Origin of the sequence: Winogradskyella haliclonae (assembly GCF_014635865.1) — a bacterium.
GTDB lineage: Bacteria > Bacteroidota > Bacteroidia > Flavobacteriales > Flavobacteriaceae > Winogradskyella > Winogradskyella haliclonae.
On record NZ_BMDQ01000003.1, the window covers coordinates 21,847 to 43,476 of the forward strand.

The window sequence follows — 21,630 nt, forward strand, 5'->3', positions numbered from 1 at the left end:
GCTTTTTTATTTACATAGTTTACCTATTGCTTGGTATATACAAAAATTAAGTCTTGAATAGTACTAACAGTAGCATCTTCTGTATTAATAACTGTAAAACCATCAGGAATAGTAGTTGATAAAGTATTACCATCTAACTCCCAATCAAAAGTCCCAAAAACGTCTGTAGTAGTAATAGTGCTACCAGATTGAGTCCATGTAAAATCAGTAGATTCATTTTCAAGAATACAATCTACAGTAAAATCAAATTCAGAGTCAGAACCATCTTCAAGAAATATTTCTATATCAGCAAATGATGTGCTCACGGTCATACCCGCATTGTCACTGTTAAATACCAGAGTTTCATTATTGTAACAATCCATTTCTTCAAGAAAGTTGGTATTCTCTGTACCATCATTATTTAAATCAATAGGCTCTTCACCTATCCAAGCTGTTAATAACCAAGTTCCAACAATGTCAGCTTCAGGAGTGGTTGTCATGGTACAATCACCTAATTGTTCTATAATAGCTTGCAAACTACCATCTTCATCACCACAAGCTAATATTTGAGCTTCAATTGCGGCTTTATAAGCATTACATATTTCTGTAAAAGTATCATCTCCTGCTCCTAAAAAAGCAAGAGCTGCTTCCGCTGTTTCTAATGTTGCAGCTTGGCATGCCGCAGCTTCATCAGAGATAAACTCTCCTTCTAAAGGCTCATCCTCACACTGGAAAGCAGAACAAATTAAAAACACACAAAATAAGGCTATAATTTTTTTCATAATTGATTTAGAATTGGGTTTTAAACTTACAAACATAACTTTTATTTTACATATTTCGTCTTTCCTATAGTGCTTAATACGACAAAAGAAATTAGAAAAAATACACCTAAACTTAGTACAGACCATTGCATAGAACCTGTAATAGAAATAAGTAATCCAAAAACAATCATGCCTAAAACTATAGCAATCTTTTCGGTCACATCATAAAAACTAAAGTAAGTAGCTGTATCATTTGTTTCAGGTAATAACTTTGAATACGTAGAACGAGAAATAGATTGAATAGCTCCTAAAACTAAGCCTAGTAAGCCTCCAAGACCATAAAAATATAATTCAACATTTTCTTGCGATTTATCAATCATAAATGCTATAAAACAAACCAAACACCATATCGCTATAGTGATTTTTAGAGTTTTAATATTTCCGATTCTGTTAGATAATCGAGAAAATAAATAAGCACCTACTACAGCAACTAGTTGTACGACTAAAATTGTAAGTATTAAATTCATTGTTGGCAACCCTAACTCATTGCTGCCAAAAATTCCTGCCATATAGATTATAGTTTGCGCGCCAACACTAAAAAGAAAGAAAGAAATTAAAAATGTTCTTAATTGTGGATAACCCACTATCTCATTAGCTACTGTTTTTAACTCTTTGAAACCGCTCCAAATTATAGATTGACTAGATGCTTTCTGACGCTCTCCCATAGGTAATTTAGAAAGCCTTTTGTATGTAATTTGTGCAAAACCAATCCACCAAATACCAACTAATAAAAAAGTAATTCGAGAACCAAATGCCTTATCATAAAGGCCAAAAACTTCAGTTTCTATTAACACCAAACTTAAAATCAATAATAACACAGAGCCTAAATACCCATATATAAATCCTTTAGCACTTACATTGTCCTGCTGTTCTGGATGAGCAACTTCAGGTAAATACGCATTATAAAAAACAATACTTCCCCAGAAACCTATACCTGCAGTAATTGTACATAAAATCCCAACCCAAAGCGTACTTTCATCTTTAAAGAAAAATAAGCAAGCTACTGATAGAGAACCTAGTAAACAAAAGAATTTAAGAAACTTGAGTTTATTTCCAGTGTAATCGGCAATACCTGATAGTATTGGAGAAATAAACGCTACTACTAGCATATAAAATCCTATCGTATAATTTAACAATGTTGTTGAATTCCATAATGTACTCAAAAATTCAATTTCCCCTTGGCTATTAGCCATGGCTGATGTCATACCATCATAATAAATTGGAAAAACTGCTGTACTTATTACTAAAGAATAAACCGAATTGGCCCAATCGTAAAACGCCCATGCATTGATAAGTTTTTTACTCCCTTTTTCTAATGTTCTTTTCATATAAATAAATATAAAAGCCGCTCTCATGAACGGCTTCTAAAGTAAACAATATATTGTTATCCAAAGATTAATTTATTGGTCTAAATTCTGTAACTCCAAATTTAGCAGCTTCTTGCTTTGCTGCAGGCGCCCATTGCTTCAAGTTTGCAATACGTGTGTCATTACTAGGATGTGTACTCATAAATTCTGGCGGCGCTTGTCCTCCACTTTTTGCCTTCATACGTTTCCATAACTCTGAAGCTTCATCAGGGTTATAACCAGCTAATGCCATTAATCTTAATCCTATTTCATCAGCTTGAGTCTCATGAGAACGACTAAAAGGTAACATTCCACCCACATTAGAAACAACACCATAAGATTGGTTAAAAATGTTTCTGCTTTTTGGGTCATTGGCTAATGCAACGTTCCCCGCCAACGCCAAACCTTGTTGAAGATAAGCTGCACTCATACGTTGCTGTCCATGATTAGCAAGTGCATGGGCAACCTCGTGTCCCATAATTGCAGCAACACCTGTTTCATTAGCTGCAATAGGTAAGATTCCTGTATAAAACGCAATTTTACCTCCTGGCATACACCAAGCGTTCACTTGCTCAGACTCTATTAAAGAATATTCCCATTTGTAATCTTTAAGATAGCCCTGATTTCCGTTGGCATTTAACCAACGCTCAGCAGCTACTGCAATACGTTGACCTACACGCTTTATCATTTCAGCATCTTTTGTACCAGTTACAACTTTATTTTCGCTTTTAACTTGGTTATACTGAGCAAAAGACGCTGGAAATAATTGTGCATTGGATACGAATGCCATAGTCTTCTTACCTGTAAAAGGATTTGTAGCACATGAAATAAAGACTATAATTAGCCCAAATAAGGCTATAGATTTTTTAATATTCATTATAGTAGATGATTTTTCAATTTTTTTAAAAATACAAAAATCATGTTAAAATCTGTAAACTAAAACCTTCAAATTCGACTTTGAATGTATATTTATATAAAGATCAAATTTAAATGTTGTCATGAGAAAAATTGCTCTATTTGCTATGATAAGTCTTTTTTTGGGTTGTAACAGTTCTGCTCAAAACTCTAAAAAGAAAGAAAAAAAAGAATTCCCAATTACCAAAACAGATTCTGAATGGAAGAATCAATTATCTGATATACAATATTATGTATTAAGAGAAGCAGGAACCGAACGTCCTTTTACAAGTCCTCTTAACAAAAACTATAAAAAAGGTGTGTACCATTGTGCTGCATGTGATACACCCTTGTTTAAAAGTGAACATAAATTTGATTCTGGAACGGGTTGGCCTAGTTTTGACCGTGAAATAAAAGGTAATGTAGCTTTCTCCACGGATTATAAAATTGGTTATGCACGCACCGAAGAACATTGTGCAACATGCGGTGGACATTTAGGACATGTTTTTAATGATGGTCCTAAAACTACAGGAAAACGCCATTGTATAAATGGTGTAGCGCTTAAGTTTATACCTTCTGAAAAAGGATGAAAAGCTATTTATCAAGCTCAATAAAACAATTTCAATACTACAAAAACCTTGGAGACAAAACCATCTTGCAATTGTCTTTTGAAGAATTGAAGAAAGAATTTGATAAGGATTCTAATTCGATTGCAATTATTGTAAAACATTTAGCAGGTAATATGCTAAGTCGTTGGACAAATTTTTTAATTGAAGACGGTGAAAAAGAATGGAGACATAGAAATCAAGAGTTTATAAATACATTCTCTTCTAAAGAGGAATTGATTAAGACATGGAATACAGGTTGGACTTGCTTATTTGAAGCTATTAGACCTTTAATTGATGATGATTTAGATAAGATTATATATATCAGAAATCAAGGACATACTGTTACAGAAGCTATAAATAGGCAAATGATGCATTACGCCTATCATGTGGGTCAGATTGTTTTTTTAGGTAAATTAATAAAAGGGAGTAATTGGCAATCTTTATCAATTCCAAAAAACAAATCCGAGGATTATAATAAAGATAAATTTCAAAAAGTAAAAAGTCGTAGACATTTTACTGAAGATTTATGACTATGATTTATGACTCTTTTTATAAGGTCTTATGATTAATCGTGCTTCTCTATCAAATCTAATGTAGTTGTATACCCAATTGATAAATACTATTATACGGTTTCTGAACCCAATTATAAAGAACAAGTGCACAAACATCCACACATACCAAGCAAAAACACCTTGGAACTTAAACTTTTTTAAATCCACTACAGCCTTATTCCGACCTATTGTTGCCATTGAGCCTTTGTCTTTATATACAAATGATTTTAGTGGTTTCTTTTTTACGATTCTTATCAGGTTTTCCCCTAAAAGTCTACCTTGTTGTATGGCAGGTTGAGCAACCATGGGCAACCCATTGGGAAACTTTTTGGTTTTCATAAATGCGATATCCCCAATAGCAAAAATATCTGAAAATCCCTTTACCTGATTAAATTCATTAACCATAATACGGTTACCTGGTCCTATTAAATCCTTTGCATCAATACCATTAATAGTAGCGCCTTTTACTCCTGCTGCCCATACCACAGTAGCTGTTTCAAACGAAACGTCACTATTGGTAGTTACGGTAGTCCCATCATAATTTGTGACTCTTAGATTTTTCCATACATGAACCCCTAATTTTTCTAAAAATTTCTCTGCTTTTTCCGAAGACTTATTGCTCATACCATACAACAGACGATTCTCACCCTGTACAATATGTATTTGTGCTAAACGTGTATCTAAATCTGGATAGTCTTTAGGTAAAATACCTTTTTTAATTTCTGCTAAGGCTCCAGCCAATTCCACACCAGTAGGACCACCTCCAACAATTACAAAATTCATTAATGCATTTCGCTCATTCAAGTCAGGAGTCAATAAGGCATCTTCAAAATTTTCGAGAATTAAACTTCTTAAATTAAGTGATTGTGGTATGGTCTTCATAGCCATGCTATGCTTCTTTATCTCACTATTGCCATAATAATTGGTTTGTGATCCAGATGCAATGACTAAATAATCAAAATTGAGTTCACCTATGTTAGTATTTACTAGTTTATCCTGATGATTAATACTCTCTACATTAGCTAATCTAAAGTAAAAATTAGGGAAATCTTTCAATATTTTTCTAATAGGATATGCAATAGAATCAGGTTCTAATCCTCCAGTAGAAACCTGATATAACAAAGGTTGAAAAGTGTGGTAATTATTCTTATCTAAAAGTATAACTTGTACTTCTTGTTTTGATAATTTTTTAGCTAACGCTATACCTGCAAAACCACCGCCAATAATTACAATTCTAGGAAAGCTTGTCTTAGGAATATTCATATAAATTATATTTTGTAAAGATAATGAATTTATAGGGCACTAAATTCATTATTCTAATTCGATTTTGTAAATTCGTAGCTTAAAATTTCAACTAAAAAACTTACCCATGAGTAAATACGATATCATAGTTTTAGGAAGTGGCCCAGGTGGTTATGTTACTGCTATTAGAGCTTCGCAACTCGGCTTTAAAACTGCAGTTGTAGAAAAAGAAAGTTTAGGTGGTGTATGCTTGAATTGGGGTTGTATTCCAACAAAGGCCTTATTAAAATCTGCTCAAGTTTTCGAATATCTTAAACATGCTGAAGATTACGGCTTAAAAGTTAAGGATGCTCAGCATGATTTTGATGCTGTGGTAAAACGTAGTCGAGGTGTTGCTGACGGTATGAGTAATGGCGTTAAATTTTTAATGAAAAAAAATAAGATTGACGTCATAGAAGGTTTCGGAAAATTAAAACCTGGAAAGAAAATTGATGTAGATGGTACGGAATACTCTGCAGATCACATCATTGTAGCAACTGGAGCTCGTTCTCGTGAGCTGCCAAGTTTACCTCAAGATGGTAAAAAAGTGATTGGTTATCGTCAAGCGATGACACTAGCTACCCAACCAAAGAAAATGATTGTTGTTGGATCAGGTGCTATTGGTGTTGAGTTTGCATATTTTTATAACTCTATGGGGACAGAAGTTACCATTGTTGAGTACATGCCAAAAATTGTTCCTGTCGAAGATGATGAAGTATCAAAACAATTAGAGCGTAGTTTTAAAAAATCTGGAATTAAAATTATGACTTCCGCTGAAGTAACTTCAGTAGACACATCTGGTAAAGGTGTTAAAGCCACTGTGAAAACTAAAAAAGGAGAAGAAGTTCTAGAAGCTGATATCGTTTTATCTGCTGTAGGTATTAAATCTAATATAGAAAATATAGGTTTAGAAGATGTAGGTATTGCTGTAGATAGAGATAAAATTTTGGTAAACGATTATTACCAAACTAACATTCCAGGTTACTATGCCATTGGTGATGTGACACCTGGTCAAGCCTTAGCTCACGTAGCTTCTGCTGAGGGCATACTTTGTGTTGAAAAAATAGCCGGACAGCATGTTGAAGCTTTAGATTACGGAAACATTCCTGGTTGTACATATTGCTCACCAGAAATAGCGAGTGTTGGTTTAACTGAAGCTCAAGCTAAAGAACAAGGTCTTGATGTGAAAATCGGAAAATTCCCATTCTCTGCATCAGGAAAGGCAAGTGCAGGCGGCAACAAAGATGGTTTTGTAAAAGTGATTTTTGATGCTAAATATGGCGAATGGTTAGGTTGCCATATGATTGGTGCTGGCGTAACCGATATGATTGCAGAAGCTGTTTTAGGTCGTAAACTTGAAACTACCGGACATGAAGTATTAAAAGCTGTGCATCCTCATCCAACCATGAGTGAAGCTGTCATGGAAGCTGTGGCTGATGCTTATGATGAGGTTATTCATTTATAATTAGAAAAAATTATTGTAAAAAAACGCTCAATTCATAAATTGAGCGTTTTTTTATAGCCTGTATCCCAAACCTATAAAAAGTATGTTAGGTGATATTTCCTCAAAACCAATAGTGTATTTGAGATTTATATCTAAGTCTTCCGAAATATCATAAGCCAAACTTACATCTGCTCTAACTCTGAATTTATTACTAAAAAAATTGAAAAAATAATTAAGGCTTGGTCCTGCCAATAAATGAAAATTATTATCTACATCGTATTTAAGATATATTGGTGCATTTAAAAACTCAAAATCTCCAATACCTTTGTAAACAAATTCAGGTTGAATATGAAACCCTTTATCTATTATGATATCAAGGAAAACACCACCGAAATAACCGACTTCGGTTTCTGGATTCTCTCCAAAAATACCATTATCTTCATTAAAGAACGTTAAACTAGCACCTCCTTTAATTCCAAAACTAGTTTGCGCATTTATATTACTAGAAACACCAAGAGCAAGTATAAGTAGTATAGGCAAATAGTGCCTCATAATTTTAAGGTTAAAGTAAGCTTCTTATAGCCAATTCATAACTCTGCAATCCGAAGCCAATGACTATTCCTTTTGCATTAGGCGCAATAAAAGATTTATGCCTAAACTCTTCTCTTGAATACGTATTTGATATATGGACTTCAATAACTGGAGTTTTAATACTGGCAATAGCATCTCCAATACCTATCGAAGTATGCGTATAAGCGCCGGCATTTAAAATAATACCATTATAAGAGAAACCAATTTCATGTAATTTATTAATGAGTTCGCCTTCTATATTGCTTTGATAGTATTCTAATTCTATACCTTCAAAGTGATGCTTAAGTGATTCGAAATAATCCTTAAAGGTCTGATTGCCATAAATCTCAGGTTCTCGCTTTCCAAGCAGATTAAGATTTGGACCATTAATAATAATGAGTTTCTTCATGCAGTAAAGGTATAAAAATTGGATATAAAAAAACCGAGACTAAAGCCTCGGTTCTTAATATTTGTCTATTATTCTAATTATAAGAATAATGTAAAACCAATGTTAAACTGGAAAACACCTTCGTCAGAAAAATCTTCATTTAAAGATAGGTTATAACGTAATCCTGGCTCAATTGCAATATTATCGGCAACAAACCAAGCATAACCACCTTGAAGACCTAACCATAATGGAGTTTCACCTGCACCGTTCTCAGCACCATCACCTGAAGCACCTGTTAAATCTACTCCGATAGGAAACTCACCACCTAGATAGTACTTAGCTCCTAATCTGTATGAAAATGCGCTTACACTATCTCCTACATCTGGGCTGATTCCACCAAAACCTAAACCAGCTTTTATAGCTAGGTTATCAGAAATAAAGTATCCTCCATCTAAACCTAAATTATACTGAGAAGTACCATCTGATGAAGCAAACATAAAAGATGTAGAACCAAGCATTGCATTACCAGTATTAGCTTCAATTAGCCAAGTACCTTCTGAAGTCGCTGAACCACCTTCATCTTGGGCGTTAGAAAAACTAAACGCAAATACAGCTAAAGCTGCAAAAAATAATTTTTTCATAATGTATAAGTTTTTAAAATTGATAGTGCAAACTAAATACTTTTTCATTTAAAAAAGAAGCATTTATCTAGGTTTATTAACATTTTTATAAACATAAAATATAAAATATTGATTTTCAATTATTTATACTATTTGTTATTAACAATTTAGAAATATGATAAATAATATTCTTAAAAAAAATGTACTTTAAACGGTAAATTTATGCGCATAAACGATGAAATGGAGCACTTATCTTGTTGATTTTAAGACCTATTTGAGGCTTGAAAGAGGCCTATCTGATAACACCATTGACAACTATGAATATGATATTAAACGCTTAATTTCTTTTCTAAATGATAACCAAAATTCTGTATCCCCAATTACTATAAAAAAAGAAATAGTTCAGCAATTTATTTACAAAATATCTAAAGATTTGAGCCCAAGAACTCAAGCTAGAATTATTTCTGGATTACGAAATTTCTTTGATTACTTAGTTTTTGAAAACTATAGAGAAACTAATCCTGTAGACTTAATTGAATCTCCCAGGTTAGGTCGCAAACTGCCTGATACACTTTCGGTCGAAGATATAGACAATATTATATCTGCAATAGATTTAAGTTATGAGTTTAGAGGCATAAATCTAGGGCATCGCAATAAAGCTATTTTAGAGAGCCTTTATAGTTGTGGCTTGCGTGTTAGCGAACTAACCGACTTAAAAATTTCGGATTTATATTTTGATGAAGGGTTTATTAAAGTAAGTGGAAAAGGAAATAAAGAACGTTTTGTCCCAATTGGTAAAGCAACACAAAATTTAATAACTATTTGGTTAGATATTAGAAGTAATATTAATATAAGCACAGAATCTAAAGACATATTATTCCTCAATTATAAAGGCAACAAGCTCACACGAGCTATGGTATTTACAATTATTAAAAAACTAGTAAACAAAATTGGACTTAAAAAAACTGTATCTCCTCATACATTTAGACATTCGTTTGCCACACATCTACTAGAAAACGGTGCAGATTTAAGAGCGATACAAATGATGCTCGGTCACGAAAGCATAACGACTACAGAAATATACACGCATATCGATAAATCTCATCTTAATAAGGTTATAAATACCTTTCATCCTAGAAAACAAAAAACACTCTAATTAGAGTGTTTTTTTCTGTATATGTATTGCAAAATATTCTATTTAGCGATATTAACTGCTCTAGTTTCTCTAATTACAGTGACTTTAACCTGACCAGGATAGGTCATGTCGGTTTGTATTTTCTGTGAAATCTCAAAAGATAAGCTTGCAGCTTTATCATCAGATACTTTTTCACTTTCTACTATAACGCGTAATTCTCTACCTGCTTGTATTGCATAAGCTTTCTTCACGCCAGTAAAACCAAAAGCTACGGCTTCTAAATCTTTAAGACGTTGTATATAAGAATCTAATACTTGTCGTCTTGCGCCTGGGCGTGCTCCAGAAATTGCATCACAAACCTGAATGATTGGTGATAATAGTGTAGTCATTTCTATTTCGTCATGATGGGCACCAATAGCATTACAAACTTCTGGTTTTTCTCCATGTTTCTCAGCCCATTTCATACCTAAAATTGCGTGAGGGGTTTCTACATCTGCTTCCGCATCAGGAACTTTCCCTATATCGTGTAATAAACCTGCACGTTTGGCGAGTTTAGGGTTTAGTCCCAATTCTGCAGCCATAACACCACAGAGTTTTGCCACTTCACGTGAGTGTTGCAGTAAATTTTGACCATAAGAAGAACGGTATTTCATACGACCTACCATCTTAATTAGTTCTGGATGTAAACCATGAATTCCTAAATCGATAACTGTTCGCTTACCAACCTCTATAATTTCTTGCTCAATTTGCTTTTGCGTTTTACGTACGACTTCTTCAATACGTGCTGGGTGAATACGTCCATCCGTAACCAGTTTATGTAATGATAAGCGTGCAACCTCACGTCTTACAGAATCAAAACAAGATAAAATAATAGCTTCTGGTGTGTCATCTACAATAATCTCAACACCTGTCGCTGCCTCTATGGCACGAATATTACGCCCTTCTCGACCAATAATTCTGCCTTTTACATCATCAGATTCAATATTAAATACAGATACACAATTGTCAACAGCCTCTTCTGTACCTATACGCTGAATAGTATTAATAATAATCTTTTTAGCTTCTTGCTGTGCCGTAAGTTTAGCCTCTTCTACTCTATCTTGCACAAAAGCCATAGCATCGGTCTTAGCTTCTTCTTTAAGCGACTCTACTAATTGTTCTTTTGCTTCATCAGCAGATAATGCAGATATGACTTCTAATTGTTTTATTTGACTTCTATGTGCTTTTTCTAGTTCATCCTTCTTCTTTTCTACAAACTCAAGTCTAAAATCATAATCTTTAATTTTATCATCTAGAGATTGGTTAGATTTTTTTGCTTTGGATAATTCGTTAGAAATCTGAGATTCTTTGTCTCTAATTCGCTTCTCAGCTTCAGCCATTTTTTTATCTCTCGATAAAATTACTTTTTCATGCTCTGCTTTAAGCTCTATAAATTTTTCTTTGGCTTGGAGTATTTTATCTTTCTTTAATGCTTCTGCATCTAACTTAGCCTGTTTAAGAATGGTTTTAGACTCGCTTTCTGCTTCAGATATTAATTTTGAAGCTCTTCCTTTTTCTAAGGATTTAGCTATTATAAAGCCTATTACCAATCCCAAAACAACAGCTCCAGCAATATATATAATAGTGTTAGTGTCCATGTTTATAGTTTAGTTTTAGTATATAAAAAAAGCCTACATCAGTTTTGGATTCTGTATAAACTCCTTAAAAACAAGTTTAGGGCTAACAAGTTGCTCAAAAATCTGCCTAGATTCTAAATGAATAGAAACAGCAGCGCGATTTTACAACTTCAACTCACCCTTTTTAAAGAATTAACGTTGAGTTTATCAAAAAATATAACTAATGTAGGCAGTAACCTTTGTTTATTTTAAAGAACGTACGAGTTAAATATGGTTGTGCAAAAGTTCGTTTAAAGCTTCTAACTTTTCCTGAACTTCTTCATTTACATATTCCTTGTCTATTGTTTTTTGCTCTACTTGAGCTGCAAATTGTAACGCACACATGGCTAATACATCTTGCTTATCTCTTACAGAATAGCTTTGCTCAAATTGCCCAATCATTGCCTCAATCCTTTTTGCCGCTTTACGCAATCCCTCTTCTTGGCTTGGGTTTATTGTCAATGGATATACACGATTAGCTATTGAAATTTTTATTTTAAGCTGATTTGACATCCACTATGTTTTACACTACTCAGACAATTGTGCTATACAATGGTCAATATCTCTGATTAGCGAATTTATTTTGAGCTTTGTTTCTCGTTTATTTTCGTCACTACCAAGCATTGCATTTGCTGTTTTGAGTGTTTCATATCTATCAGACCATTCACTTATTTGCTCTTGATATTCAAGGACTTGCTTTTGATAGTTTTCTAATTGCTCCGAAAGTTTTGCATTTGTTTGTTTAAGCACTTCTTGCTTATGCAAAACCTTAGAAATTCGGTTTTCTAACGTATCTACAATGTCTTCAATTTTACTCATTTGCGTCTTACAACACTATGTAACAAAGTTAACATACCTAATCTAAAAACCCAATTGTTTTACAATTATTTTTGATTTACATAACATCAATAAGATTAAAACGTTAAGGAATTACCAGAGATAAAAGACGCTTTAATTATAACCTGAAATGATAATTTTCTTCATTAAAGATTCAAGATATCAAACAAAAACTTTAAATTTCTGTATTAAAAATAATACAGTTTTAACACTTGACATTCGTATTCAAATTAATATTTTAGCCTCAATGGAATCCTAAATGAAAAAAATCCTTTTCTTTTTCTTAATTAGTTCAAGTCTATATTCGCAATCCGAATACCCTCAAGATTATTTTAGAGACCCATTAGATATTACTCTAGTGCTGTCTGGCACTTTTGCAGAATTAAGGTCAAATCATTTTCATTCGGGACTTGATATAAAAACTCAGCGCAAAACTGGTCTCAAAGTATATACTTCAGCTATGGGCTATGTGAGCCGAATTAAGATATCTCATCACGGTTATGGAAAAGCCTTGTATGTCACACACCCTAATGGATATACAACTGTTTATGGTCATCTTAAAAAATTTTCACCTAAAATAGAAGCCTACATTAAAGAGTGTCAATACGAAAAAGAGAGTTATGAAGTTGAGATGTTTCCTAGTACTAAAGAACTTTTAGTTGACACTGATGAAGTTATAGCATTTTCAGGAAACACAGGTGGTTCTGGAGGACCGCATTTACATTTTGAAATTAGAGATAATGCAGAACGCCCTATAAACCCAATGCTTTTTGGTATTGATATTAAAGACAGTAAAAAACCTTTTATTTCATCGGTTTATGCCTATCCAAAAGATGAGAACTCTTTCATTAATGGTAAAAATGAACGAATTCCACTACGTCTTATCCCTCAGAAAAATGGAGATTATAAAGTAGAAAAAATTACTGCTTATGGAGATATTGGGTTTGGCGTTGTGAGTTACGATAAGCAGGATTTAGCACCAAATAATAATGGCGTAAGTAATATTTCGTCTTTTTTGAATGGTAATAAAGTGTTTGAAATGGATTTTAAACGTTTTAGCTTTAGTGAAACGAAACACCTTAACCGCTATGTCGATTTTGAACTGTGGAAAACTAAAAAGACACGAAGCCAAAAATTATTTATTGAAGAGAACAATCCATTAAGCATGTATAAAAATGTAGTTGACAATGGCTACATTAAAATTGAAGATAGTACATCTTCAGTATACAGAATTGATATCAAAGACTATAAAAACAATACGACTCAATTAAAAATACCAATTGTTGGAAAACTAAAAACAGTAAAAACTAAAAATGATACAACCCCTACAGAAAAGCACTTAATAAAAAATCAAGGTACAACTGTTTTAAAAGAGCAAAATACACAAATTACATTTTACTCAAATTCAGTTTATCAAGATATTTTAATGGATTTTAAGGTAAGTTGTGATACTATTTATCTCCATAAAGATACAGTACCATTACAAAAAAGCTTTGTTGTTGATTTTGATATTAGTAAATATAAAGATGTAGACAAAAGCAAATTATTTATTGCTAGACTTTATGGTTATTATAAAAAGCCAAGTTATGTGAGTACTAAACGTAAAGGAGACACACTAACTGCTAGGAGTAAAACCTTGGGGCTTTATACTTTGGCTACAGACACTATTTCTCCAGAAATTAAACCTGTAAATTTCACCAACAAAAAGTGGTTAAGTAAGTATAGATACCTTAAGGTGAAAATTAGTGATGATTTATCAGGAATATCTAAGTATAGAGCTACAGTTAATGGTAAATGGATTTTGATGGAATACGATTATAAAACCAATACATTAACGCACGATTTTAATGATAATGTCGTTACTGATACAGAAAACAATTTAAAAATTATTGTAACTGATAATGTTGGAAATAGTTCTACATTTGAAGCAACATTTTTCAGAAAATAAAACCTAATTATTTGAAACCGCTACAAAACTTACTTTTAGTATTCTTTTTATTCTCTTCATTTATAGCCCTATCACAGTCTGCTACAATTAGAGGAATTATTCTCGATGAGAATAACTTACCAATTGAAGGTGTTAACATTAAAGCGAGTACCGGACAAGGTGCTACAACCAACTCTAACGGCTTTTATGAGCTAAAAATTACAGCTAATATAGAAGTAACGGTTGTTTTTACACATTTATCACACAAACGTGTTGAAGCAAAATTTAATTTAAAAAATGGAAGTGAGATTGAATATAACCCTGTTTTAAAAACAGACGTAGAGCAAATAGCTGTTGTGGTCATAAATAGTAACACACGCCAAAGTCGTGACGGTGTCGTTACAATCTCTCCCAAAGTTATCAGAACCATAAAAGGTGCACAACCTGGTGTAGAAAACATATTAAAAACACTTCCAGGTGTTAATATATCCAACGAGTTGAGTACACAGTACTCTGTTCGCGGTGGTAACTTTGATGAAAATTTAGTGTACATTAATGAGATTGAAGTGTATCGCCCATTTCTTATACGTTCTGGTAATCAAGAAGGCTTAAGTTTTGTAAATACGGATTTGGTGTCCAATGTAGACTTTTCTGCCGGTGGGTTTCAAGCTCGATATGGAGATAAGCTTTCTTCAGTTTTGGATATCACATATAAAAAGCCTTCAAAGTTTGGTGTTAGCACAGATTTAAGCCTTTTAGGTGGAAGCCTTGCTGTTGAAACAGCATCTAAAGATGGTAAGTTTTCGAGTATTACTGGTGTTCGGTACAGAGACAATAGCCTTGTATTAAATAGTCTTGAAACTAATGGTAATGTTGAACCTGTATTTGCTGATGTTCAAACGTATTTAACCTATCGCTTTTCCGATAAATTTCATTTGAATTTTCTAGGGAATATTTCCTTAAATCAATATAATTTCGAACCTGAAAACAGACAAACCAATTTTGGCACAATAGACGAACCTGTTGCTTTGCTAGTATTCTATGAAGGTCAAGAACAAACCGAATACCAAACCTATTTTGGTGCTTTTAAGGCCAACTATTTTTTAAATGACAAAACCACTTTAAAACTTATTGGTTCTACATATCATGCTACTGAACAAGAGTATTTTGATATTTTTGCGCAATACCGCCTTGGAGAAGTAAACACTAATATAGGCGATGATGATTTAGGAGAAGTTGAATTTAGTGAAGGAATCGGCTCACAACTAACTCGTGCACGCAATGATTTAGATGCACTTATTTATAATCTAGAGCATCGTGGTGATTATAATATTAATGACGACAGTAATCTTGAGTGGTCAGTAAAGTACACACGTGAAGATATCCGAGATCGTTTAGTAGAGTCTGAAGTTATTGATTCTGCTGGTTTTTCTATCCGTCCACCTTCAGTAACACAACTTAACTTTCAACCGGGCACCCCTTTTAATGGACCATTAACTGCTTTTCAGAATATTAGAGCATTTAATCAAGTAAAGATAGACCGACTTCAAGCGTTTCTTCAATATAAGAAGAGTACAAAGATTGGGGAGCATGATGCGTATTATAACATCGGAGTAAGAGCACACAACTGGAATATTTCTGGAGAAGGCATAGAAAGTAATTCTCAAACCGTTTTTAGTCCACGTGCGCAATTTGCTATAAAACCCAATTGGGATAGCGATATGCTGTTTAGAGTTGCAGGTGGTTTGTATTACCAGCCGCCTTTTTATAGAGAACTGAGAGATTCGTCTGGAATTGTACGACCAAATGTAAAAGCGCAAAAGTCTTTTCACATTGTTCTAGGAAATGAGTATAGCTTTAAGATGTGGGATAGACCATTTAAATTAGTCACTGAGGCTTATTACAAAGGATTATCAGATGTAAATCCATATACTTTAGAGAATGTTCGTATTCGCTATCGTGCAAATAATAATGCTAAAGCTTATGCATATGGTTTAGACATGCGCTTAAATGGTGAATTTGTACCTGGTACTGAATCATGGTTTAGTTTTGGCTATCTTAAGACTGAAGAAAACATTGATAATCGTGGCTATATATCAAGACCAACGGACCAGCGTTTAAAATTTGGCGTACTTTTTCAAGATTATGTACCAAACATGCCTGACTTAAAAATGTATCTCAACTTGGTTTACAACACAGGATTACCAGGAGGCTCTCCAAGTTATGCGGATCCTTATGATTTTCAATTTAGACTTCGAGATTACAGACGTGCGGATTTAGGAATCTCCTACGAGATTGTAAACCCTGAAAAAACATACTCGTCTAAATGGAAACAAAGTTTTAGAAACTTGTCATTAGGTATAGAAATCTATAACATGTTTAATAACCAAAATGCTATTACAAATACTTGGGTAAGAGATGTTAATAGTAAACGTCAGTTTGCCATACCAAATTTTTTAACACCAAGAGTATTTAATGTGAGATTGTCCGCGAAACTTTAAGATTTAGCAAACTCGCAAAGTGTCTCAACCACATAATCAATCTCTTCCTTTGTATTGTACTTACTTAAAGAAAAACGCACAGATGGACGTTGTAAGCGTTCTTCTGTTAAAAAGGCAGATAATACATGTGAAGCCATAGAACTACCACTTTGGCAAGCACTGCCTTTAGAGCATGCTATCCCTTTTAAATCTAATTGAAATTGAAGCATTGCTGCTTTTTCTGGTGGTAATGGCAAACAAACATTGATTAATGTGTAAGTACTTTTGTCTAAATCTCCTGAGGCACCATTAAAATGACAACCTGCAAGCTTATTATTTAAACTATCAATAAAATACTTTTTTAAGTCTTTGACATAAGCACTTTCAGATTCTATATTTTGGTATGCAAATTTCAATGCTTCATCCATACCTACAATATTATGCAAACTCTCTGTGCCAGCTCGGTAACCTCGCTCCTGCTCTCCTCCAAAAATCAAAGGCTTTAATCCAGACTCTTTTCTTATAAAGCAAAAACCCACACCTTTTGGTCCATGAAATTTATGGGCACTTGCTGCCATAAAATCAATTTTGATATCTTGCAAATCTATATGGTAATGTCCAACAGACTGTACTGTGTCTGTATGAAACAAAGCATTATTTGCTATACATAAATCAGCAACACGTTTGATGTCTAAAATATTACCAATCTCATTATTAATATGCATTAAGGTGACTAGTTTTTTAGTATCACCTTTTAATAACACCTCCAGGTGGTTATAATCTACTGTTCCGTTATCATCTAATTCCACATAAGAAACCTTAACACCATACTCTTTTTGTAATTGCTCTGCAGTATGCAAAACCGCATGATGTTCTATTTTTGAAGTTATAATTTCGATAACTCCCAAATCTCTTACTGCGCTTCTTAAAGCAAGGTTATCCGCTTCTGTACCTCCAGAAGTGAAAATTATCTCAGCTGCAGACACATTAAAATATGATGCAATAGTCTTTCGGCATTGTTCCATAATAGATTTTGATGAGCGGCCAAAACTATGCGTAGACGACGCATTCCCGTAATTATTATGTAAAACTTCAGTCATCTTGTCTATGACTTCTGGACGTAAAGCAGTCGTTGCAGCGTTATCAAGATAGATATTTTTCATAATGCAAAAGTAAGGCATAAAATTATTTTATATAAGCCACGTTATAATTTGATAAATGATTTATTTTTGTTGAAAACTAAAGAGCTTATGCGTAATATTTTTGTGGTTTTATTTGCTGTATTTTTAACGACGTCTTGTGATGATGGAGACATCATTACTGTTGATTTATCTTTTGACCAAGAATTAAGCATTTGCGAAAACAATACAGAATCTTATATCGTTTATGATTTAAGAAATGACCCAAGTGAATCACTGTCTTTACTTTTTCCTAGAGCAGGTAATGAGTCATTATTTACTGACCCAACTCCTGAAAATACACCTACTATGTTGTCCATAAATGGTACAACAATACGATTTATATATAGAACATATAATAGAGATATTGTTGATATAGTTACTAACCAAGAGTTTTGCAATACTTTAACGCCAGCAGACTTGGTCATTCTTGAAGATTATGAAGCATCTAGTGGAGATGTTGAAGTGACTGTTACAATTGTAGACGATGATAATGATGGTGTTCCTACAGCTTTTGAAGGTGCAGACCCAAATGGTGATGGTGACTTTTCAGATTCATTAGATACCGATGGAGATGGGATTTTTGATTATTTAGATGAAGATGATGACAATGACAATGTAAAAACCATTAATGAGATAGATAATACTGACGGAGATAATGACCCAACCACAAATCCTATGAATACTGATTTTGGTTTAGTAAATGGTGATGATATCCCCGATTATCTTGATACTGATGATGATGGCGATTTGATTCCTACTATAGAAGAAGATGAAGATGGGGACTTGAATCCTAGAGATGATTTGGCAAATAATGCAGATAATATAATGGTCCCTCACTATCTAAACACTATAGAGACTATAAGTTATGGTAATCCGGGTAATACTTCAAATAATATCTATACAAGAACAGTAACTACCAGTTTCTTAGTTAAGAATATAGATATAGAAATCTTAAGAACTGATAATATAGACTTAGGCACCTTAATTTCAACAATCGATATAGAACAAGAATAATTAATTTACCGCATTCTGAAATATTTTTACTTCTGTTGCACCTAAGCCATATTCTTTATAATCTGCATCATAGAATGTTACTTTATTGTAACGCCTGAGAACAGTATGCAATTCCTGTTTTAAAACACCTTCTCCTACGCCATGAATAAAAACCATTTTTGGCATGCGCTCTCTAATAGCAAATTCTAATTGACCTCTAGCAGTATCTAATTGTAAATTCAACATGTCGAAATTGGTCATCCCTTTTATTGAATCTGTTAACTGATGGATGTGTAAATCGACAACAAAAGTTGGTCGATGACGTTTTTTTGGTTTGACTGTTGAAATTTTTCGTTTTGGAAAGCCTTCTTTTTCTTTAGCAATGTCATTAATACTGCGATTGGTTAAAGATCCTAAATTTATAGACTCATCAGTATTAAGTTTTATCAATTCATCTATAGCAAATTCAAATTCAAAACCATCTTCGCTTTCAATAATAATGGTGTGACCCTCAATTTTTATAACTGAGCCTTTTATGGCATCATCAATGGTTTCTACTATATCTCCAACCTTAATCGTCATCTTCTTCAGTCTGTATAAATGACTCTTCTTTTGGATTATCAAACTTACTAGGTACACCTCTTGAGGTTCTATAAATACCAAACATTAAAAGTACAATACCACCCACTAGAACATAACTATTTTGTTGCGCTTCGGCATTAGCATATATAGCCACAGCGCCACCAATGATGATACAAATAATATTGATATATCGAGATAAATTCATACTACAAAAGTAATCTATTCTTTAAAACATTTATATTTGAAATATGAAGTTATTCCTTCTACAACCTGAAGATTATATGCTACCATGCCTTAATAAAAGTATTTTTGGTTTTGACTGTATGGGTTGCGGTATTCAGCGGTCTCTACATCTTCTATTTCACGGCGAATTTATTGCTGCATTCTACATGTATCCTGCTATTTATCCTTTGTTAGGATTATTTACCGTGATAGGGATTAACATTTTTAAAAAAATAAAATATTTCAATAAAATAATTACTATTTTGGCTATTATTACTGTAGCTACAATTATGGTAAGTTTTACAATTAAAACCTTAATCAACTAAAAGAAAACAAAAATGGAAAAAGAAAAATTAAATCCCGCCTTGGTCTATGTACTAGCAATAATAGGTTTATTATGTTGTTGTTTCGGTGGATTAGGCTTTATATTAGCTGGTGCTGCGTATTTTATTGCACATACCCAACTAAATAAAGTTGCAGATAATCCTGAAGCATATGATTTAGATTCTGCTAAGGCTATGAAAACTGCAAAAATTGTAGCACTTGTAATACTTATAATTAATATTCTATACTTAGCATGGTCAATTTACTCAATACAAGCTATGGGTGGCTGGGATGTTTATATGGAAAAAATCAATGAAATTATAGAAGAAGCCCAGAGAAATCAAGGTTAAATATTATATCCTTATCAAACAAAAGCCTTTTCAAATTGAAAAGGCTTTTTGTTTAGTAGTTATCCTTATTTAAGCTTCAAATTCTTGAAGCGTCGATATAATTATAGAAACACAATCTAATAATTGCTCCTTATTCATAACCAAAGGTGGTGCAAAACGGATAATATTTCCATGTGTTGGCTTTGCTAATAAGCCATTATCTCTAAGTCTAAGACAAATGTTCCAAGCTGTATCACTTTCTTCAGAATCGTTAATTAAAATGGCATTTAATAAGCCTTTACCCCTAACAGCATTAACGATAGAACTGTTCTCTATATATTTGGACATTTCTGTTCTGAATACTTTACCTAGCTCATCAGCATTATGAGCTAACGCTTCGTCTTTAATGACTTCCAAAGCAGCCATACCTATTGCAGCTGCTACTGGATTACCGCCAAATGTACTTCCATGATTTCCTGGTTTAATGACATTCATAATATCATCATTCGCTAAAACAGCAGACACTGGATAAGCTCCGCCAGACAATGCTTTTCCTAAAATCAAAATATCTGGTTTTACTTCTGGAGTTCCTGAACAATGTTTGTCTGCACAAGAACAATTACCACAAGTAGCTAAAAGACGTCCAGTTCTTGCAATACCTGTTTGTACTTCATCAGCAATAAACAATACATTGTGTTTTTCGCATAAAGCTTTTGCAGCTGCTAAATAGCCTTCACTAGGTACATATACACCTGCTTCCCCTTGAATTGGTTCAACTAAAAAACCTGCAACATTATTGTTACTATTAAGTGCATCTTCTAAAGCCTGAAGATTATCATACTCAATTTTAATAAACCCATCGGTATATGGTCCAAAGTTTTTACGAGCTACAGGATCGTTTGAAAAAGAGATGATAGTAGTCGTTCGCCCATGAAAATTATTTTCGCAAACTATGATTTGCGCCTCATTTTCATGAATGCCTTTGACTTCGTAAGCCCATTTACGACATAGTTTTAACGCAGTCTCCACAGCCTCTGCACCGGTATTCATTGGTAATAGTTTATCGAAGTTAAAAGTTTCTGTAGCAAACTTTTCAAACTTCCCTAACATATCATTATAAAACGCACGAGAAGTTAACGTAAGTGTCTGAGCTTGATTAGTCATTGCGTCAACAATTTTTGGGTGGCAATGTCCTTGGTTTACTGCAGAATATGCAGACAAGAAATCATAATATTTCTTTCCTTCTACATCCCAGACATAAACGCCTTCACCTCTACTTAATACTACTGGTAACGGATGGTAATTGTGAGCTCCATACTTGTTTTCTAAATCTATCGCTTGTTGCGATGTTAATTGGTCTAAAACAGCCATTCTAAAAGTTTTTAGTTAAAAATCCACTTAAACTAAGTCAAGAGTTAGATTTGCCAAATCTCGCTTAGCGAGTTCCTGTTCTACCTTTATCC

Annotated in this window: 23 protein-coding genes and 1 other RNA gene; 9 read left to right on the plus strand and 15 right to left on the minus strand. The window is 33.4% G+C overall.

The features are described from left to right. Positions 1–23: 23 nt before the first annotated feature. From IEV10_RS10510 to IEV10_RS10520, 3 genes are all read right to left on the minus strand, one after another. Entirely contained in the window at positions 24–761 is a 738-nt protein-coding gene (locus tag IEV10_RS10510; protein WP_188374691.1) for a DUF5004 domain-containing protein, read from the minus strand. A gap of 41 nt (positions 762–802) precedes the next feature. After that, positions 803–2,128, minus strand: a complete 1,326-nt coding sequence (locus tag IEV10_RS10515) for an MFS transporter (protein ID WP_188374692.1) — start codon at positions 2,126–2,128, stop codon at positions 803–805. Between the two features lie 67 nt (positions 2,129–2,195). Then, positions 2,196–3,023, minus strand: coding sequence for a M48 family metallopeptidase (locus tag IEV10_RS10520; RefSeq protein ID WP_188374693.1), 828 nt, complete (start codon positions 3,021–3,023; stop codon positions 2,196–2,198). A gap of 121 nt (positions 3,024–3,144) precedes the next feature. Here IEV10_RS10520 and msrB point away from each other — a divergent pair, with 121 nt between their 5' ends. Then, a complete protein-coding gene (gene msrB, locus IEV10_RS10525; RefSeq protein ID WP_188374694.1) occupies positions 3,145–3,630 on the plus strand; it encodes a peptide-methionine (R)-S-oxide reductase MsrB in 486 nt (161 codons plus the stop codon). After that, the gene (locus tag IEV10_RS10530) at positions 3,627–4,178 is read left to right on the plus strand and encodes a DUF1572 family protein (RefSeq protein ID WP_188374695.1); all 552 of its coding nucleotides are present in this window, start codon (positions 3,627–3,629) and stop codon (positions 4,176–4,178) included. The genes msrB and IEV10_RS10530 overlap by 4 nt, the downstream gene beginning before the upstream one ends. Here IEV10_RS10530 and IEV10_RS10535 read toward each other — a convergent pair whose 3' ends face one another. Continuing rightward, entirely contained in the window at positions 4,179–5,462 is a 1,284-nt protein-coding gene (locus tag IEV10_RS10535) for an NAD(P)/FAD-dependent oxidoreductase (RefSeq protein WP_188374696.1), read from the minus strand. 106 nt (positions 5,463–5,568) lie between these two features. On the opposite strand from IEV10_RS10535, the gene lpdA reads away from it, so the two are divergent. Next, positions 5,569–6,945, plus strand: coding sequence for a dihydrolipoyl dehydrogenase (gene lpdA, locus IEV10_RS10540; protein ID WP_188374697.1), 1,377 nt, complete (start codon positions 5,569–5,571; stop codon positions 6,943–6,945). A 51-nt stretch (positions 6,946–6,996) separates the two neighbouring features. Here the strand turns inward: lpdA and IEV10_RS10545 are convergent, their stop codons facing one another. From IEV10_RS10545 to IEV10_RS10555, 3 genes are all read right to left on the minus strand, one after another. Continuing rightward, entirely contained in the window at positions 6,997–7,476 is a 480-nt protein-coding gene (locus tag IEV10_RS10545; RefSeq protein ID WP_188374698.1) for a hypothetical protein, read from the minus strand. A 10-nt stretch (positions 7,477–7,486) separates the two neighbouring features. Then, positions 7,487–7,903, minus strand: a complete 417-nt coding sequence (gene aroQ, locus IEV10_RS10550; protein WP_188374699.1) for a type II 3-dehydroquinate dehydratase — start codon at positions 7,901–7,903, stop codon at positions 7,487–7,489. A 77-nt stretch (positions 7,904–7,980) separates the two neighbouring features. Then, complete coding sequence (locus IEV10_RS10555) at positions 7,981–8,523, minus strand: hypothetical protein (RefSeq protein ID WP_188374700.1); 543 nt, start codon at positions 8,521–8,523, stop codon at positions 7,981–7,983. Positions 8,524–8,737: 214 nt separating this feature from the next. Between IEV10_RS10555 and xerD the strand changes: the two genes are divergently transcribed. Continuing rightward, positions 8,738–9,658, plus strand: coding sequence for a site-specific tyrosine recombinase XerD (gene xerD, locus IEV10_RS10560; RefSeq protein WP_188374701.1), 921 nt, complete (start codon positions 8,738–8,740; stop codon positions 9,656–9,658). 38 nt (positions 9,659–9,696) lie between these two features. On the opposite strand, the gene rny is transcribed toward xerD, so the two are convergent. From rny to IEV10_RS10580, 4 genes are all read right to left on the minus strand, one after another. Then, positions 9,697–11,274 carry a ribonuclease Y gene (gene rny / locus IEV10_RS10565; RefSeq protein WP_188374702.1) on the minus strand — a complete coding sequence of 526 codons (1,578 nt, stop codon included), beginning with the start codon at positions 11,272–11,274 and terminating at the stop codon, positions 9,697–9,699. A gap of 57 nt (positions 11,275–11,331) precedes the next feature. Then, a non-coding RNA gene (gene ssrS / locus IEV10_RS10570) (6S RNA) lies at positions 11,332–11,457 on the minus strand. Positions 11,458–11,517: 60 nt separating this feature from the next. Further along, complete coding sequence (locus tag IEV10_RS10575; protein ID WP_188374703.1) at positions 11,518–11,805, minus strand: cell division protein ZapA; 288 nt, start codon at positions 11,803–11,805, stop codon at positions 11,518–11,520. 15 nt (positions 11,806–11,820) lie between these two features. Beyond that, complete coding sequence (locus IEV10_RS10580) at positions 11,821–12,111, minus strand: coiled-coil domain-containing protein (RefSeq protein ID WP_188374704.1); 291 nt, start codon at positions 12,109–12,111, stop codon at positions 11,821–11,823. A 277-nt stretch (positions 12,112–12,388) separates the two neighbouring features. Here IEV10_RS10580 and IEV10_RS10585 point away from each other — a divergent pair, with 277 nt between their 5' ends. Both IEV10_RS10585 and IEV10_RS10590 read left to right on the plus strand, forming a co-directional pair. Continuing rightward, positions 12,389–14,077: a M23 family metallopeptidase gene (locus tag IEV10_RS10585; protein ID WP_188374705.1), complete on the plus strand. Its 1,689-nt coding sequence runs from the start codon at positions 12,389–12,391 to the stop codon at positions 14,075–14,077. An 11-nt stretch (positions 14,078–14,088) separates the two neighbouring features. After that, on the plus strand, positions 14,089–16,557 hold the full coding sequence (locus tag IEV10_RS10590; RefSeq protein ID WP_188374706.1) for a TonB-dependent receptor: 2,469 nt from the start codon (positions 14,089–14,091) through the stop codon (positions 16,555–16,557). On the opposite strand, the gene IEV10_RS10595 is transcribed toward IEV10_RS10590, so the two are convergent. Continuing rightward, positions 16,554–17,699: a cysteine desulfurase family protein gene (locus IEV10_RS10595; protein ID WP_188374707.1), complete on the minus strand. Its 1,146-nt coding sequence runs from the start codon at positions 17,697–17,699 to the stop codon at positions 16,554–16,556. The two genes, IEV10_RS10590 and IEV10_RS10595, sit on opposite strands and share 4 nt — an antisense overlap. Before the next feature lie 87 nt (positions 17,700–17,786). Between IEV10_RS10595 and IEV10_RS10600 the strand changes: the two genes are divergently transcribed. Then, positions 17,787–18,731, plus strand: a complete 945-nt coding sequence (locus IEV10_RS10600; protein WP_188374708.1) for a hypothetical protein — start codon at positions 17,787–17,789, stop codon at positions 18,729–18,731. On the opposite strand, the gene IEV10_RS10605 is transcribed toward IEV10_RS10600, so the two are convergent. Next, complete coding sequence (locus IEV10_RS10605) at positions 18,732–19,292, minus strand: DUF8465 domain-containing protein (RefSeq protein WP_188374709.1); 561 nt, start codon at positions 19,290–19,292, stop codon at positions 18,732–18,734. Next, entirely contained in the window at positions 19,282–19,497 is a 216-nt protein-coding gene (locus IEV10_RS10610) for a hypothetical protein (protein WP_188374710.1), read from the minus strand. Before IEV10_RS10610 ends, IEV10_RS10605 begins: the two co-directional genes overlap by 11 nt. Positions 19,498–19,540: 43 nt before the next feature. On the opposite strand from IEV10_RS10610, the gene IEV10_RS10615 reads away from it, so the two are divergent. Together IEV10_RS10615 and IEV10_RS10620 are read left to right on the plus strand one after the other, a co-directional pair. Beyond that, positions 19,541–19,840: a DUF2752 domain-containing protein gene (locus tag IEV10_RS10615; protein ID WP_188374711.1), complete on the plus strand. Its 300-nt coding sequence runs from the start codon at positions 19,541–19,543 to the stop codon at positions 19,838–19,840. A gap of 12 nt (positions 19,841–19,852) precedes the next feature. Then, complete coding sequence (locus tag IEV10_RS10620) at positions 19,853–20,188, plus strand: CCC motif membrane protein (protein ID WP_188374712.1); 336 nt, start codon at positions 19,853–19,855, stop codon at positions 20,186–20,188. A 69-nt stretch (positions 20,189–20,257) separates the two neighbouring features. On the opposite strand, the gene rocD is transcribed toward IEV10_RS10620, so the two are convergent. Next, on the minus strand, positions 20,258–21,538 hold the full coding sequence (rocD, locus tag IEV10_RS10625) for an ornithine--oxo-acid transaminase (RefSeq protein ID WP_188374713.1): 1,281 nt from the start codon (positions 21,536–21,538) through the stop codon (positions 20,258–20,260). Between the last annotated feature and the right edge of the window lie 92 nt (positions 21,539–21,630).

Coding starts and splice junctions, on each gene's coding strand:
- IEV10_RS10510 (WP_188374691.1), bottom strand. CDS start 761: ATGAAAAAAATTATAGCCTTATTTTGTGTGTTTTTAATTTGTTCTGCT.
- IEV10_RS10515 (WP_188374692.1), bottom strand. CDS start 2,128: ATGAAAAGAACATTAGAAAAAGGGAGTAAAAAACTTATCAATGCATGG.
- IEV10_RS10520 (WP_188374693.1), bottom strand. CDS start 3,023: ATGAATATTAAAAAATCTATAGCCTTATTTGGGCTAATTATAGTCTTT.
- msrB (WP_188374694.1), top strand. CDS start 3,145: ATGAGAAAAATTGCTCTATTTGCTATGATAAGTCTTTTTTTGGGTTGT.
- IEV10_RS10530 (WP_188374695.1), top strand. CDS start 3,627: ATGAAAAGCTATTTATCAAGCTCAATAAAACAATTTCAATACTACAAA.
- IEV10_RS10535 (WP_188374696.1), bottom strand. CDS start 5,462: ATGAATATTCCTAAGACAAGCTTTCCTAGAATTGTAATTATTGGCGGT.
- lpdA (WP_188374697.1), top strand. CDS start 5,569: ATGAGTAAATACGATATCATAGTTTTAGGAAGTGGCCCAGGTGGTTAT.
- IEV10_RS10545 (WP_188374698.1), bottom strand. CDS start 7,476: ATGAGGCACTATTTGCCTATACTACTTATACTTGCTCTTGGTGTTTCT.
- aroQ (WP_188374699.1), bottom strand. CDS start 7,903: ATGAAGAAACTCATTATTATTAATGGTCCAAATCTTAATCTGCTTGGA.
- IEV10_RS10555 (WP_188374700.1), bottom strand. CDS start 8,523: ATGAAAAAATTATTTTTTGCAGCTTTAGCTGTATTTGCGTTTAGTTTT.
- xerD (WP_188374701.1), top strand. CDS start 8,738: ATGAAATGGAGCACTTATCTTGTTGATTTTAAGACCTATTTGAGGCTT.
- rny (WP_188374702.1), bottom strand. CDS start 11,274: ATGGACACTAACACTATTATATATATTGCTGGAGCTGTTGTTTTGGGA.
- IEV10_RS10575 (WP_188374703.1), bottom strand. CDS start 11,805: ATGTCAAATCAGCTTAAAATAAAAATTTCAATAGCTAATCGTGTATAT.
- IEV10_RS10580 (WP_188374704.1), bottom strand. CDS start 12,111: ATGAGTAAAATTGAAGACATTGTAGATACGTTAGAAAACCGAATTTCT.
- IEV10_RS10585 (WP_188374705.1), top strand. CDS start 12,389: ATGAAAAAAATCCTTTTCTTTTTCTTAATTAGTTCAAGTCTATATTCG.
- IEV10_RS10595 (WP_188374707.1), bottom strand. CDS start 17,699: ATGAAAAATATCTATCTTGATAACGCTGCAACGACTGCTTTACGTCCA.
- IEV10_RS10600 (WP_188374708.1), top strand. CDS start 17,787: ATGCGTAATATTTTTGTGGTTTTATTTGCTGTATTTTTAACGACGTCT.
- IEV10_RS10605 (WP_188374709.1), bottom strand. CDS start 19,292: ATGACGATTAAGGTTGGAGATATAGTAGAAACCATTGATGATGCCATA.
- IEV10_RS10610 (WP_188374710.1), bottom strand. CDS start 19,497: ATGAATTTATCTCGATATATCAATATTATTTGTATCATCATTGGTGGC.
- IEV10_RS10615 (WP_188374711.1), top strand. CDS start 19,541: ATGAAGTTATTCCTTCTACAACCTGAAGATTATATGCTACCATGCCTT.
- IEV10_RS10620 (WP_188374712.1), top strand. CDS start 19,853: ATGGAAAAAGAAAAATTAAATCCCGCCTTGGTCTATGTACTAGCAATA.
- rocD (WP_188374713.1), bottom strand. CDS start 21,538: ATGGCTGTTTTAGACCAATTAACATCGCAACAAGCGATAGATTTAGAA.